This window comes from Ancylobacter crimeensis (assembly GCF_023016805.1).
Lineage (GTDB): Bacteria > Pseudomonadota > Alphaproteobacteria > Rhizobiales > Xanthobacteraceae > Ancylobacter > Ancylobacter crimeensis.
The window spans coordinates 226,900-242,145 of the sequence record NZ_JALKCH010000002.1; the positions used below are offsets into that span (position 1 = coordinate 226,900).

Below are 15,246 nucleotides of genomic sequence, written 5' to 3' on the forward strand. Positions count from 1 at the left end.
ACGTGAGCCTGCGCGTTTCGGAACTCCCCCTGGCGGGTGACGAGCCTGCCTCCTTCATCGCCCGTGCCTGGCGGTCCGCCCGGCTTACCCGCCTCGCCAGCCTCGGGCTATTCGCGGCGCTCACCGCCTTCGTGCTGCTGACCTTCCGCGATTACGGGATCAGCAATGACGAGCCGGTGCAGCATACCTATGGCCAGCTCCTGCTGACCTGGTACGCCAGCGGCTTCACCGACGACCGGGCTTTCCACTATATCAACCTCTATCTCTATGGCGGCCTGTTCGACATGATCGCCGCCGGGCTGGAGCATGTCGTCCCGCTGCCGGTCTATGAATGGCGGCACCTTCTCTCGGCGATGTTCGGCCTGTTCGGCTTCGTCGGAGTGTGGAAGCTGGCGCGGCTGCTCGGCAGCGAGAAGGCCGGCATTCTCGCCGTCGCGCTGCTCGCGGTCACGGGCATGTATGGCGGGGCGATGTTCACCCACACCAAGGACGTGCCCTTCGCGGCCTTCATGGTGTGGAGCCTCTACTGCATCACCGCGCTGGTGGTGCGGCTGCCGGAACAGCCCCGCTGGCGTGTCGTCGTCGGCCTCGGCCTTGCGGTCGGCTGTGCCTTCGGCCAGAGGGTCGGCGGCGTGTTCGCGGTGCTCTATCTGCTGCTCACCGTCGGCATTGCGGCCGTCGTGTTCCGCGACATCCGCCTGCCGTTGCGCCTGCTGCCTCGCCTCTGCGTCGCCGGGCTGATCGCGTTGGCCATCATCGCCGTCACCTGGCCGTGGTCGATGCTGCCGCCCACCAATTTCTTCAAGGCGATGGGCGCCTTCAGCAACTTCACCTTCGACCTGTCGACCCTCATCAACGGGCAGGACACCCCGATCAACGAGCTGCCGGGCACCTATATGTCCGAGTATCTGCTGATCAAGCTGCCGGAAGCGACGCTGCTTGGCCTCGTCGCGGCGCTGGCGGTGGCGATCGTCGCGGCGGCCGGGCTGGTGCGAGCCGGCGGTACGGGCGCCGCGATCCGCCTTCATCCGCGCCGGGTTCTCGCTTTCCTGCCGCTCGGCCTCGCCATCGCGGTGCCGGTCGCCTTCACCCTGATCGAGCATCCCCCGCTTTATAACGGCATCCGTCACTTCCTGTTCGTGATGCCGCCGGTCACCATCCTCGCGGCGCTCGGCTTCCGGGCTGCGTGGCGGCGGATGAACGCGAGGGCGCTGCCGCTCGGCCTCGCCTTCGGCGCCGCGGCGCTTGCGGTCTATGCCTACAACCTCGACATCTTCGTGCGAATGCACCCCTATCAGTACGTGACCTATAACGAACTGGTCGGTGGCACGGCCGGAGCCTGGGGCCGCTTCGAGGGCGACTACTGGTCCGACAGCCTGCGCGAGGCGGCGATCGACCTGCGACGCGGCATCGAGCACGAGGTGCAGGCTGCCCCGCACCGCTACAAGGTCGCGGTCTGCGCCGAGGATGTGCAGGCTTCCACCTATCTCGGCCCTAATGTCGATATGACCGAGAACTGGGACGAAGCCGACTTTCTGTTGACCGCACGCAATATCGGCTGCGACGACGTGGTCTCGGGGATGACCTACAAGACCGTGACCCGGATGGGCATTCCGCTCGCCATGGCGGTGGACATGCGCGCCCGCCACACCCCGCTCGCCGAGCCGCTGCCGTGGGACGACCGCGACGACGGCACCAGCAAGGGTGTGGATCCCGATGCGCCGGCCGTCTCGCTGAAGGACAGCGGCGGCACGGCGGTGGCCACCCAGACCAACCCCCTGAGCGCGACCCCTTGAGCGATGAGATCGTTGCGGGACGGCCCCGATGCCGCCCCGCAGCCGGTACAGGCAGGATTGAGGACACAGGCGATGACCCCCGGCGAGGCACAGGCCCGATCGGTTTCGGCAGAAGGTGTGGCGGCAGCCCTGCCGGCCGGCGGCCTGTCGGCGAGGCTGCGCCATATTGCGCTGTTCGCTGCGCTGGGCGCGGTCGGCACGCTCGCCCATTACACGGTGCTGATCGGACTGGTGCATGGCGCCGGCCTCGGGCCGGTCGCGGCGTCCAGCGCCGGCTTCGTCACCGGCGGTCTGGTGAACTACCAACTCAGCCGCCGCATCGCCTTCCGCTCCTCGAAGCCGCATGGCGAGGCCCTCGGAAAGTTCTTCATTGTGGCCGGCATCGGGCTGGTGTTGAACGCGCTGCTCATGGCGCTGCTCACCGGCCCCTTCAGCCTGCCTTATCTGCCCGCGCAGGTCGGAGTGACCGCCTTTCTTGTGCTTTGGCACTATGGCGGCAACGCGGTATGGACCTTCCGCGAGGCGCGCCGCGAGCACGCGCCCGGGGCCGGTCCTGTCCTGCCCCCGGCGTGAGCCCTGTCATATCTTTCTTTTTCCGTTGTTCTTTCGAAAGCCGCACGGTCCGTCACGGACCGCTTGACTCTTGCGCGGCACGGAGTCGTTTTAAGAGAGAACAAAACGGAAACATTTATGCGTCCGACTCCCGACATCACCGCCTTGCGGAAGACGCTGGCGAGCCACGAAGCCCCGCGGCTTTCCGTGGCCGGGCGGCGCTTCTCCTTCGGCGTGGAGGGGCTCGACAGCGCGTTGGGCGGAGGCCTTCCGGCCGGCGCGTTGCACGAGATCATCGGCGCCGCGGGAGCCGACCTGCCGGAGGGAGAGGCCTTCACCGCCCTGCTCGCGGCTCGGGCGGCACAGGGGCGGCCGATCCTGTGGATCCGGCAGGATCTGATGGCGAATGAGGGTGGCATGCCGGATGCGCGCGGGCTCGCGGCGCTGGGGCTGGATCCCGGCGCCTTCCTGCTGGTGCGGGCGCGCAATGGCGAACAGGCCCTACGCGCGGCGTCTGATGGCGCGGCCTGCACCGCCCTCGGCGCGGTGCTGATCGAGATCTGGGGCGAGCCGCGCCGACTCGACCTCACCGCCACCCGGCGTCTGGCCCTGCGCGCGGCCGAATCCGGCGTAACGCTGCTAATGCTGCGCCTCGCCGCCCGTGTCCTTCCGAGCGCCAGTCATTCGCGCTGGCGGGTCGCCCCCCTGCTTTCGGTGCCGCTGGAAGCCCGGGCGCCGGGCCCGCCGGCCTTCGCCCTCACTTTGCTGCGCCAGCGCGCCGGTCCTTCCGGCGTTGCCGGGGAAGCACCCGGACAGAACTGGAATCTCACCTGGCAGCTGGAGTGGGACCGTGACCAGCAGCGTTTCCGCACACCCGATTCCCGGCGCAAGCCCCGCTTCCTCGACGGGCCGGCGCTATCTCGCCCTGTGGCTGCCCTTCCTGCCGGCCGACCGGCTGGCGCGGGACGCGCGGACCGCAAGGCCGGGTGAAGGGCGTGCGGCATCAGAAGGGGCGCCGGAATATGGAGTCTATGCCGCTGCTCCGGTGGAGGGAAGAAATGCAGGCAGCGGAAACCATGGGGGAGCGGACGGAGCGGTCGGAGGGCATGGCGGGCACCGCCCGGCCGGGAACATGGCATCTTCGGCCAGACCGGCTCCCACTCCAACCTTTCCCCCCCATGAGGCTGACGGGGCAGGCGCGCAGCCTGCCTCCGCTTCTGCAGGGTGCGAGGAAGCAATGACCGCCCACACAGGCGGACAGGCGCGCACGGGACAGCATGCAACTCCGCAAAAGCCGGAGCATCAGGAAAAGTCGTGGCATGAGGACGAGCGGCCCAGTGCGTCTCCGCTCGCCTTCATCGAACGGGTGCGCGGGGCGGTGCGGCTGGTGGCGCTCGATCCTGCGGGGCTCGCCCTCGGTCTCAGACCCGGCCTTACCCTGGCAGATGCCCGCGCTCGCGTGCCGCATCTTGTGGCGGTGGAAGCCGACCCTGCGGCCGATGTCCGGCTGCTGGAGCGGCTGGCGGATGATTGCGATCGCTGGACCCCCCTGGTCTGCCTCGACCTCCCCGACGGACTGATCCTCGACATTACCGGCTGCGCCCATCTGTTCGGCGGCGAGACGGCGCTGCGCCAGCGTCTGCTCGCGCGGTTGGAAAGGCTCGGGTTCAGGGCCCATGCCGTCATAGCCGGCACGCCGGATGCCGCTCGCGCTCTGGCTCGCTTCGGGCGTTCCGGTCTCGTGCCGGAGGGCGAAGAGGCTCGATACGTCGCCTCCCTGCCGGTGGGTGCGCTCGATCTCGGCGAGGAGGCGACGCTGGCATTGGCCCGTGCCGGGCTCAAGACCATCGGTGCGCTCGCCGGCCGGCCGAGCCTGCCGCTCTCCGCCCGTTTCGGCGAGGCGGTGCGGGTTCGGCTTGCCCGCGTGACCGGACGAGAGGACATCCGCCTGACCCCGCGCCGAGCGCTGCCGGACCTGATCGCCGAGCACCGTTTCGCCGAGCCGATCGGCCGGGCCGAGGATATCGAGGCGACGCTGGAAGGACTGGTGCGCCAGCTGGCGACGATGCTGGAGGCGCGCGGGCAGGGCGGCCGGCGCTTCGAGGCGAGCTTCTTCCGGGCGGATGGCGCGGTGCGCCGCATCCCGGTCGAGACCGGCCGGCCGACCCGCGAGCCCGGTGCGGTGCTACGCCTGCTGCGCGAGCGGCTGGACAGCCTTGCCGATCCCGTCGATCCCGGCTTCGGCTTCGATCTGGTGCGGCTGGCGGCGAGTCGTGCCGAGCCGCTCGGTGCGCTTCAGGTGAGGCTCGACGGCCGGGTGGTGGAGGATGAGGAGATCGCCGCGCTTCTCGATCGCCTGACCGCCCGCTTCGGTCGTGCCCGCGTGCTGCGCTTCATCGCCCGCGACACCCATGATCCCGGGCGTGCCACCGGGCTTGTGCCGGCCCACGATGCGCCGGCGGGGGCCGGTTCCGCCCTCCCGCACGGCGAGCCGGATGAGGCGCCCACGCGGCCCTTCACCCTGTTCGATCCGCCCCATCCGGTGGAGGTGGTCGCCGAGGTGCCGGATGGCCCGCCTTTGCGGTTCCGCTGGCGCCGTGTGCTGCATCAGGTGATGCATGCCGAGGGACCGGAGCGCATCGCGCCGGAATGGTGGCGCTTCCCCCATGGCGGCACGCTGTCGCCCGTGCGCGATTATTACCGGGTGGAGGACCGGGAGGGCCGGCGCTTCTGGCTGTTCCGCGCCGGTCTCTATGAAGAGGCCTCGCACCCGGACGTTGGGATGGATACTGCGCCGGCTATGGATATGCCGCGCTGGTTTCTGCACGGGCTTTTCGCATGAGCGGGGCGGGGGAGGAGTGCGCGGCGGAGCCGGGCCGGGCAAAGGATGAGGCACCTGCGCAGGGAAAGGGAAACTGCGCGCCGGCAGGGCCGTGGCTCAATGACGAGGCTTCATCCGTGCTTCGTTTGCCGGGTGTCGAGAGCCGCGCGAGGCGGGCGCGGCACATTCAGGAAGGAGTCTCGGCCGGGCGTGCGGACCGGGCCGGCAAGGCTGGAAACGAGGGGCCGGCCTTCACCGCGCCGTTCTATGCCGAGCTGTCCACCGCGACCAATTTCTCCTTCCTGCGCGGGGCCTCGCGCGCGGACGAACTGGTGATGACCGCCCTGCTGCTCGGCCACGCCGCCATCGGCGTCGCCGACCGCAACAGCGTCGCCGGGGTGGTGCGCGCTTATTCGGCGCTGTGCACGGTGAGCGAGGCCTATCGCGACCTCCGCGCCGAGGAGGAAGCGGCGCGGAAGAAGCCGGCGGAGGCCCCCGCAACGGCCGACCCAGAGCCCCACGCGTCCGTGTCCCACGCGCCCGTGCCCCAAGCGGCTGCGGCCCAGCAGGCCGGGGCTCAAGAGGCTGCCCTCCAAACCGCGCTGCCCCCCGATTCGTCATTCCGCGACATTCCCCCCGAAGAGCGCGTGCGCGAGGATCGGCGCCGGCTGGAGGATCCGCTGGCGCGGCTGGGGCGGGATCTGGCGGGGCAAGCGCGCTTTGCGGGATATGAGGAACTGCCCTTCCGGCTGGTGGTCGGCGCCCGCCTTGTCTTTGCCGATGGCACGCCGGACATCCTTGCCTATCCCGAAAGCCGCGCAGGCTGGGGGAGGCTGTGCCGCCTGCTCACGGAAGGCAACCTGCGCGCGCGCAAGGGATCGTGTACCCTCCACCTCGACGATCTCCTCGCCGATGCGCGCGGGCTGCTGCTCATTCCGGTGCCGCCTGTGGAGCTGGGCCCCGAAACGCTGACGGCGCTGGCCGCCACGCTCGGCCGGCTGAAGGAGGCGGCGCCCGGTGCGCTCTGGCTCGGCGCCGCCATGCTGCGCCGGGGCGGCGACCGCCGCCGCCTCGCGCGGCTGAAGGAGGTGGGCGAGGCTCTTGGCGTGCCGCTCCTCGCCATCAACGAGGTGCTTTATGCCGACCCCGCCGCGCGCGACCTTCAGGATGTGATGAGCTGCATCCGCGAGGGGGTGACGCTGGAGAATGCCGGCCGCCGGCTGGAGCCCAATGGCGAGCGGCATCTCAAGACCCCCGCAGAGATGGCGCGGCTGTTCGGCGATGCGCCGGAAGCGATCGGCGAGATTGCCGACCTTCTGGCCCGCATCGACTTTTCGCTGGGTGACCTCACCTATGAATATCCGAGCGAGCCGGTGCCGCCCGGCCGTACCGCGCAGAGCCATCTGGAGGATATCGTCTGGCAGCGCGCGGCCTTGCGGTACCCGTCGGGGGTGCCGGAAAAGGCAGAGCATCAGCTCGTCAAGGAACTCGCCCTGATCGGCGAGCTGAACTACGCCCCCTATTTCCTCACCATTCGCGACATCGTCGCCTTCGCCGAGGAGGAGGGCATTCTCTGCCAGGGGCGCGGTTCGGCAGCCAATTCGGCGGTTTGCTACGTGCTTGGCATCACCGCGGTGGATCCCAACGAGAACGAGCTGCTGTTCGACCGCTTCATCTCGAAGGACCGCACTGAACCGCCCGACATCGACGTCGATTTCGAGCATGCACGGCGCGAAACCGTCATCCAGTACATTTATGAGCGTTACGGACGTACGCGTGCGGGCATAGCCGCCACCGTCGTCTCCTATCGCCCGCGCAGCGCGATCCGTGAGGTCGGCAAGGTGCTGGGCCTCACCGACGACATCACCGCGCGCCTTGCTTCCACCGTGTGGGGAAGTTGGGGCGACGGGCTCCCGGACCCTCAGGTGCGGCAGGCGGGGCTCGACCCGGACAATCCGCTGATTCGCCGCGCGGTGGCGCTGGCGACGCGGCTCATCGGCTTTCCGCGCCATCTCTCCCAGCATGTCGGCGGTTTCGTGCTGACTCAGAACCGGCTCGACGAGACCGTGCCCATCGCCCATGCAGCGATGAAAGACCGCACCTTTATCGAATGGGACAAGGACGACATCGACGCGTTGAAGCTGCTCAAGGTCGACGTGCTGGCGCTCGGCATGCTGACCTGCATCCGCAAGGCGTTCGAGCTGATCGCCGGCCATGAGCAGGTCGAGTACGAGCTCGCCACCGTCCCGCCCGAGCAGCCGGATGTCTATGCCATGCTGTGCCGGGGCGATTCCATCGGCGTGTTCCAGGTGGAAAGCCGGGCGCAGATCAACATGCTGCCGCGCATGAAGCCGCGGCGGCTCTACGACCTCGTCATCCAGGTGGCGATCGTGCGCCCCGGTCCGATCCAGGGCGACATGGTGCATCCTTATCTGCGCCGCCGGGCCGGACTGGAGGCGGTGGATTACCCATCGCCCGCCCCGCCGCACGATCCCGACGAACTGCGGGCCGTGCTGTCGCGCACCAAGGGGGTGCCGCTGTTCCAGGAACAGGCGATGAAGCTCGCTATGGTGGCGGCGGACTTCACCCCGAAGGAGGCCAACGAATTGCGGCGTGCCATGGCCACCTTCCGCCACATGGGCACCATCCACCGATTCGAGACGCTGATGGTCGAGCGCATGGTGGCGCGCGGCTATGAGGAGGCGTTCGCCGCACGCTGCTTCAACCAGATCAAAGGCTTCGGCGAATACGGCTTTCCCGAGAGCCATGCCGCCTCCTTCGCCAAGCTGGTCTATGTCTCGGCCTATCTGAAATGCCGGCACCCGGCGGCGTTCGCCTGCGCGCTGCTCAATGCGCAGCCCATGGGATTCTATGCCCCCGCGCAGATCGTGCGCGATGCGCGCGAGCACGGGGTCGAGGTGCGCGGAATCGACGTCAATCACAGCACCCATGACAACACGCTGGAGGGCGAGGAGGACGCGCCGGTGCTGCGCCTCGGCTTCCGCCAGATCGACGGGTTCGCGGAAGGCTGGTCGGACAGGCTGGTGACGGCGCGCGGCGCGGGCTTTGCCGATGTCGAGACGCTGGCGCGTTCGACCGGCCTGCCGGGCGAGGCGCTGCGCAAACTGGCGGATGCCGACGCCTTCGGTTCACTCGGCCTCGGTCGGCGGCAGGCGGGGTGGGAAGTGCGGCGCCAGCCGGGCGATGCGCCGCTGCCGCTTTTCGCTGCGGCGGATGCCCGCGAACTGGGGAGCGAGCCGGATATGGCGCTGCCGGCCATGCCGCTGCCGGAGGAGATCGCCATCGACTACCAGACCACCCGGCTCTCGCTGAAGGGCCACCCCATGGCGATGCTGCGCCCGCTGTTCCGGGCGGAAGGAGGTGTCTCCCGGGGAATCCGCGCCCGCATCCTGAGCTGCGCCGAGGCGACGGTGCAGGAGGATGGGGCGCTGGTCCGGGCCGCCGGCATCGTGCTGGTGCGCCAGCGGCCCGGCAAGGGCAACGCCATCTTCATGACGCTGGAGGACGAGACCGGCATCCTCAATGTGCTGTTCTGGGCGCGGGTGTTCGAGCGTTTTCGCGGCACCATAATGGGGGCGCGGCTGGTGACGGTGACCGGGCGCATCCAGCGCAGTTCTGAAGGCGTGATTCACCTCATGGGCGAGCATGCGGAGGACCACACCGCCAGGCTGTCCAAGCTGTTCGAGGGAGAGGTCGAGGAAACGCCGGCACCGGCGCTGGCCTTGCCGCTAGATGCCGGGACGGCCCGGAATACCGACGGCGCGCCGCAGCCTGCGGAAGAGAGCCCGCCGCATCCTCCGGGGCGGGGCTCTCCGCGCCACGGTCATCCCCGCAACGAACGCCTGCTGCCGAAATCCCGTGACTTCCATTGAGGCAACGCTGATCAAGCCTGTGGCGTATCGTGGGGAGATCCTCCGCCCCTCCCTCCGGATGCCATCCCGTTCCCACCGGCGCGCAACGTAGAGCCGGCATCGGGATGGAGGCGCGCCTCCAGCGCCCATGCCGCATAGGGCGACCCACGAACCACATCGGCGAGCTAACGGCGCCCGGCTCTCTGGCCGGGATGACGACAGACTCATAACGACGGATCGAAGATGGCAGTGCGGAGGTCGGTGAGTTGCGGGTTCGAATGTCGACGTCAAAATGACGTTAAGTAATATATATTTTGAATTTTACATTTCGTTTGAATGAAATCCACAGAACCATAACATGATACGTCGATTAGCATCGATTGGTCAGAAATGTTCGCCTAATGGTGAATTGGCGAGGGAAGTGGGCGCTTCTATTTCTGTAGAAACTGTCCATGCGTGAGAACTATTCTTGACGCAGCGGCAGGTGGTCGCGACCTCCAGGCAGCCCGCGCCGGCGGCCGGGCCGCCCTCTGACGCCCGCGCGGAAAGCCCGCGAGCGTTCCACCAACGCTCATCACAGCCGAGGAAGCGCCATGGCCATCCTGTCCGAACTTCGGGAACTGACCGCGCCGCAGCGCAAGGTCATCGTCGCCAGCTATCTCGGCTGGACGCTCGATGCGTTCGACTTCTTCATCATGGTCTTCGTGCTCAAGGATATCGCCCAGACCTTCGGCACCGATATCACGTCTGTCACCTTCGCCATCATGCTGACGCTGGCGATGCGTCCGGTTGGCGCGCTGCTGTTCGGTCTCGCCGCGGACCGCTATGGCCGCCGCCCGGTGCTGATGCTGAACGTTCTGCTCTATTCGGCGCTGGAATTCGCCTCCGGCTTCGCACCTTCGCTCACCGCGCTCATTCTCCTGCGCGCACTTTACGGCGTCGCGATGGGTGGCGAATGGGGTGTCGGCGCCTCGCTCACCATGGAAACCATACCGGAGAAGGCGCGCGGACTGGTCTCGGGCATTCTGCAGGCCGGCTACCCGTCGGGCTACCTGCTGGCCTCCATCGTGTTCTTCGTGCTCTACCCGTTCATCGGCTGGCGCGGCATGTTCATGGTCGGCGCGCTGCCCGCCCTTCTGGTGCTCTATATCCGCCAGCATGTCGAGGAATCGCCTGCCTTCGAGCGGCGGCGCGTGCTGGCGGCGCAGGGCGTGCGCATGGTCGGCATCTTCGAGGCGATCCGGGGGAACCTCGGCCTGTTCCTGTGGGCGGTAGCGCTGATGACCGCCTTCAACTTCTTCAGCCACGGCACGCAGGATCTCTATCCCACCTTCCTGGAGGTGCAGCGTGGCCTCTCCACCCATGCGGTCGGCGCCATCGCCATCTTCTACAATATCGGCGCCATCATCGGCGGCCTAACCTTCGGCGTGATCTCGCAGCGCATCGGTCGGCGCCGTGCCATCGTCATCGCCTCGCTCATCGCGCTGCCGGTCATCCCGCTCTGGGCCTATGCGCCCAATGCCATTCTGTTGGCGGTGGGCGCCTTCCTGATGCAGTTCGCGGTTCAGGGCGCTTGGGGCGTGGTGCCCGTTCATCTCAACGAATTGTCGCCCGATGCCGTGCGCGGCACCTTCCCCGGCTTCACCTACCAGCTCGGCAATCTCATCGCCTCGGTGAACGCGACCCTGCAGGCCGGCCTCGCCCAGTCCCATGGTGGCGATTATGCTTATGCGCTGGCGGTGGTCATCGGCGTGGTGGCGCTTGCCGTCGCCTTGCTGGCCGGCTTCGGCTTCGAGGCCAAGGGCGTTCGCTTCGGCCATGTGGAAGGCGAAACGCCGGCCGAGGCGAGCAGGCGCCAAGCCTCCTCGCTGGGATAGCCTCTCCTCCTCGCTGGGATAACCTCTTACGTCTGGGGACGGATCGTCTCAAAGACACCGTTCATCAAGCCGGCGAATTGCTCGACGGCAGGCAGTTTCAGCCCCACCAGCGCCTGGGCGGGAATATCCTGTCCGCCCAGGGTCCAGAACACGCAGCCTCGACCCCATTGGGCGTGGTCCGCGCCCTGGTCGAGTCGGGCCAGCACCTTCAGGAGCCCTTCCGCGGGTTCCGTCGCTGTGACCCGCAAAGTCCCATCGGCAAGCAGGTGCAAGCCCTCTGGTGGTTGCGGCGGCAGGATGGTGGCCGGCTCGGGCAATCCATGCAAATCCGCCAGCACGGATTCAAAGTCGCGCCCTTCCTCGAGGGTAGAGAGCAGCAGATCCTCGACCGACGCGAACCAATCCTCCCGCGGGTCGGCCTGCGGCGGCGCGAAGGCCTGCCCCGGGGGTGCCGTTGCGACGAGCAGAAGCGGAAAAGGTCGCCCCACCCCGTCGATGGAAGGCATCAGAGCTCCGAGCACGCTGGCACCGCAATAGCCCGGCGCCAGCCAGAACCGCCAGATCGGTGCAGCGTAATAGATCGCCTGCCAGCGCGCTCCGAGCGTGATCCGGCTCGCGCTGATGCCGCCCTGCAGCCACGGCTCGAAAACATCGAGGAAGCCGCGCGAAACGGATTCGGCGATGAAATCGCGCTTGGCCGTAAGCTTCCCGTAGAGACCGCAAGCCATGTTCTATTGCAGCGTCGAAGGGCAGTTGAATTCGCGCAGTGCAGGCATCGTCAGGGGATTGACCGTCGAGGTCGTGTTGTACTGGTAGCGATAGTCCCGCCCGCTTACGGGGATGGTAAGTATATAGGCGCTGCCCTGGCGCTGCACGCCATATTGGTCGGCAACGCGGAACAACGCCCAAGTGCCGGGTTTTTCCATCAAGGGAAAAATGTCGCCGGTGCTGTCGGCGACGGCGAACAGCGCGACCCGCTCCCGGCCGAGCAGCCCCGGCCATTGGACCAGCGTCGGCGTGGCCGGCTGTGGCTTGGCCGCCGGCGGGGGCGGCGGCGCAAACAGGCCGCCGGCGGCCGGTGGCGGCTCCGCTACCTTTGCGGAGGTCACCTGAACGCCATTGACCTCGAGCTTCACTGTCGTGCCGGGAATGGACGGGGTAAGTGCCAGGAATGAGAGATTGAGGTTGGGCTGGGTGCCGCCGGCGCCGAAGAAGACATCCTTTATCTGGGATGCGCGCTGGAATTCGCGCACCGAGGCCGGCGCGAGCATCGCGCCGATGCGGCTGTCCTTGAGGGGGGTCCAGACTTCGCGCGAGGTATCGATATAGCTCTTGAGTTCCTGCGTGTAGAAACGGTCCATCAGGCCGCCGGGAGAGAACACCCTGGCGAAGTCCCCCAGCGCGACGTCCTTGTCGCTCTTGTCGAACGGGTAGCGCCCGGTGATCGCCTGCCGACAAGCCTGGGTGACGTTCGCGGCAAGGCTCTTCTGCAGGTCGGCGATGACCGAGGTCGCCACGTTGCCGTCGAGTTCGTCGGCGGCATTGCGGAGCAATCGGTCGAACGGGGCGGGGAAGCGTGCCGAGCTCGCCCGCAGCGAGCGGATGCTGTCGCGCGTCGCTGCGTTGATCTGTGTCGTCGGACCACTTTCGGTCGCGGTGCCGATGAGGCCCTGGAAGATGTCGTTGAGAATACCGACGACCTGATCGACCGGTCGGTTGGCGCCGTCACCCTGCAGCATCGCATAGAAGGGGCGGAAATAGGTCTCTATGCTGCGCCCGGCCGCATTGTCGGAAGAAAACACCACCGGCGGGCGTGCGGGATTGGCCGGCGGGGGGCTGCCGGTGGCCACGTTCGAGGCGGGCTGTCCCGCGGGTGCAGGCTTGCGCTCGCGCGAGAGATCGGTCTTCTCCTTGATCTGCTCGAAGATCTGCTTCAGCGGCGAGGCCGCCGCGGAAATGGCCGCAAGCGCGAGGTAGCGTGGCTTGTCGGCCGTCAACGGCTTGATCTGCAGTCGGCCCAGCGCCGCGCTCCAGGCGGCGATGAAGTCCTTCGCATAGAGCTTCAATATGTCGTCGGCCAGCGTGTCGAACTGGCTGGTGACGATCGACTGCTGGCCGGCATCGCCCAGCACCCACCGGTCACGTTCGAGTTGGCCCGCGATGTCGGGCAGCCCATCGATCAGTCCGTATTGGAACCCGTCATAGGTGTAGAAGCCGGGCACCTCGATCGCGTCGAGCCCCCCATTGTCCGTGGAGGTGAAGACCGTCGCCATGTCACTGCCGGAGCGAGCGGGCGACCACGGCTTGATGCGGTCGCTATGGGCGCGGGACCGGAGGATCTGATAGGCACGTTCCGCAACGTTCATACGTACCAGTGATTGCTGCACCTGCCGCATCAGCGTGTCATTGAGCGGAACCATCGGTTCTGCTCCGGTGTCGAGGTCGAGCATCGCGGTCAGATGCCCTTCCAATGCCTCGCGCATGCCGGCGCGCTCGGGACCTGGATAAAGCCGATTGGTCCAATCCTGCCGCATCCAATCAACGATCATGCCCTTCTCGACAGGTCCCCGCCGACCGAGCATCAGATAGACCTTGAAGGCATCGTAGATGCCGCTGTTGTCGGAGCGCGTGGTGTCGGCATTGGCCTGCTCGATCACCTCTTCCAGTCGAAACAGCATGCGTGGGCGCAGATAGCGCTCGAGGCCGGAGCGGTAGGCCGACTGGGTGGAGGACGCGAGGCGGGGCCGCTGGGCGAGGCCGAAGCCCTCGCTGAGCGGTACGCCCTGGTCGCGCTCGGCATAGCCTGTCGGCAGTCGTGCCAGCTCCTCCAGTACGGGAAGGATCTTCTCATATTGCCGGTCGGCAATCTGGGTCTCGGCCAAGGCCGGCGCCGCTGTGGTCTTGTAGTTCGAGACACCTTCACCCGTGGCGCCGACCAGCCGGTCGTTGCGGGTGTAGCTTGTCGTCCATGCGGCCACGCCACCAGCGACCACGGCAAACAGCAGTCCGTAACCGGCGCTCTTCCACAGGACGTTGCGCCGGACCGCCGCCCGGTCAGTGGAAACCCACGCCGCCTCGCCGATGATGACCTTCCGGATCAGGTCGTTGAGAAAATAACTCTTGCCCGTGCCCGACAGGAAACCTTCGCCCAGAGCTTCGGCGCCGAACGACTTGGAAAGCGAGCCGATGATGCGATCGATCGGCGTGCCCTGCTGCGTCCCCGAGGTGAAGTAGAAGCCCCGCAGCGTAGCGTTGGCGTGGTAGCGCGTCGGCTCGAAGATCTGGTTGACGAAGTCGACAACCGGCTGTTTCAGCGTGGCGACCTGCGCTGGAAAGCCGAAGATGCGCAGGCGCGCGGTTGGGTCGTTCTCCTGCTGCAGCCGGTCGGGAACGAATTCGGTCAGGCGCTCGACCAGTGCGTCGAATTCCTCGCCCACACGCCCGACCTGGTTATCGTTTTTCTTCTCCGGCCGGAACGTGGTGCCCCATACCATGCGCCGTTGGAGTTCGTTCAGATTGATGAAGAACTCGGAGAAACCCGCGATGAGGTCGAATTTGGTGAGGATGACATAGATCGGAAAGTCGATCTTCAGACGCTCGTGAAGTTCCTGCAGGCGGGCCCGGATTGCGCTGGCATGGGCCAGTCGCTCGGCTTCGCTCAGTTCGACGATGTCGGCGATGTTGATGGCAACGATCACGCCATTGATCGGCTGTCGTGCGCGGTTCTTCTTCAGCAGGTCCAGAAAGGCGAACCAGCTCTTCTTGTCCGCTTTCTCGTTGGAATCCTGCGTGGTGTAGCGCCCGGCCGTGTCGACGAGGACCGCATCCTCGGTGAACCACCAGTCGCAATAGCGCGTGCCGCCGACGCCCGCGATCGCTTGCGGCGACCGGCCCTTGGCAAGCGGGAAGCTGAGCCCGCAATTCACGAGCGCGGTGGTTTTCCCCGACCCGGGAGGTCCGATGATGAGGTACCACGGCAGATCATAGAGAAAGTCGCCGTGGCCTCCGCCCGAGGCCTTCAGCGTTGCAAGCGCATCCTTCATCCGGTCGCGCAGCACATCGCCGTCATCGACCGGCTCGGCGACCGCTTCGGCGATATTGCGCGTCGATCGCAGCCGGCTGTGGATCTCATAGCCGATATAGGCAAAGCCACCCAGGCCGATCAGCGCGATGGTGAGAAGACGTATCCATTCCTCGTCGAATGGAGCAAAGCCCGCGACGGCGATGAGCGGCGCCACGAACCAGACCACGCCGGCCAGGGCGAGGGCACCGGCGGCGATAGCCGCCACTGTGAGCCACATGTTCTGACTCATCGCGACACTCTGCCT

8 protein-coding genes are annotated in these 15,246 nt (G+C 67.1%); 6 read left to right on the forward strand and 2 right to left on the reverse strand.

The genetic code is table 11. The annotated features are described in order from the left end of the window. Nucleotides 1–2: 2 nt before the first annotated feature. The 6 genes from MWN34_RS03200 to MWN34_RS03225 all read left to right on the forward strand — a co-directional run bounded on the left by MWN34_RS03200 (nt 3) and on the right by MWN34_RS03225 (nt 10,918). Nucleotides 3–1,796, forward strand: coding sequence for an ArnT family glycosyltransferase (locus tag MWN34_RS03200; protein WP_247026361.1), 1,794 nt, complete (start codon nt 3–5; stop codon nt 1,794–1,796). Between the two features lie 72 nt (nt 1,797–1,868). After that, complete coding sequence (locus tag MWN34_RS03205; RefSeq protein WP_247026363.1) at nt 1,869–2,369, forward strand: GtrA family protein; 501 nt, start codon at nt 1,869–1,871, stop codon at nt 2,367–2,369. A 117-nt stretch (nt 2,370–2,486) separates the two neighbouring features. Continuing rightward, nucleotides 2,487–3,338, forward strand: a complete 852-nt coding sequence (locus tag MWN34_RS03210) for an ImuA family protein (protein ID WP_247026365.1) — start codon at nt 2,487–2,489, stop codon at nt 3,336–3,338. 247 nt (nt 3,339–3,585) lie between these two features. Continuing rightward, the gene (locus MWN34_RS03215; RefSeq protein ID WP_247026367.1) at nt 3,586–5,190 is read left to right on the forward strand and encodes a Y-family DNA polymerase; all 1,605 of its coding nucleotides are present in this window, start codon (nt 3,586–3,588) and stop codon (nt 5,188–5,190) included. A 116-nt stretch (nt 5,191–5,306) separates the two neighbouring features. Beyond that, a complete protein-coding gene (locus MWN34_RS03220) occupies nt 5,307–9,062 on the forward strand; it encodes an error-prone DNA polymerase (protein WP_247026369.1) in 3,756 nt (1,251 codons plus the stop codon). Nucleotides 9,063–9,634: 572 nt separating this feature from the next. After that, complete coding sequence (locus tag MWN34_RS03225; protein ID WP_247026371.1) at nt 9,635–10,918, forward strand: MFS transporter; 1,284 nt, start codon at nt 9,635–9,637, stop codon at nt 10,916–10,918. Between the two features lie 26 nt (nt 10,919–10,944). Here MWN34_RS03225 and tagF read toward each other — a convergent pair whose 3' ends face one another. Further along, on the reverse strand, nt 10,945–11,646 hold the full coding sequence (gene tagF / locus MWN34_RS03230; protein ID WP_247026381.1) for a type VI secretion system-associated protein TagF: 702 nt from the start codon (nt 11,644–11,646) through the stop codon (nt 10,945–10,947). Nucleotides 11,647–11,649: 3 nt separating this feature from the next. After that, nucleotides 11,650–15,231, reverse strand: coding sequence for a type VI secretion system membrane subunit TssM (gene tssM / locus MWN34_RS03235; RefSeq protein WP_247026383.1), 3,582 nt, complete (start codon nt 15,229–15,231; stop codon nt 11,650–11,652). Between the last annotated feature and the right edge of the window lie 15 nt (nt 15,232–15,246).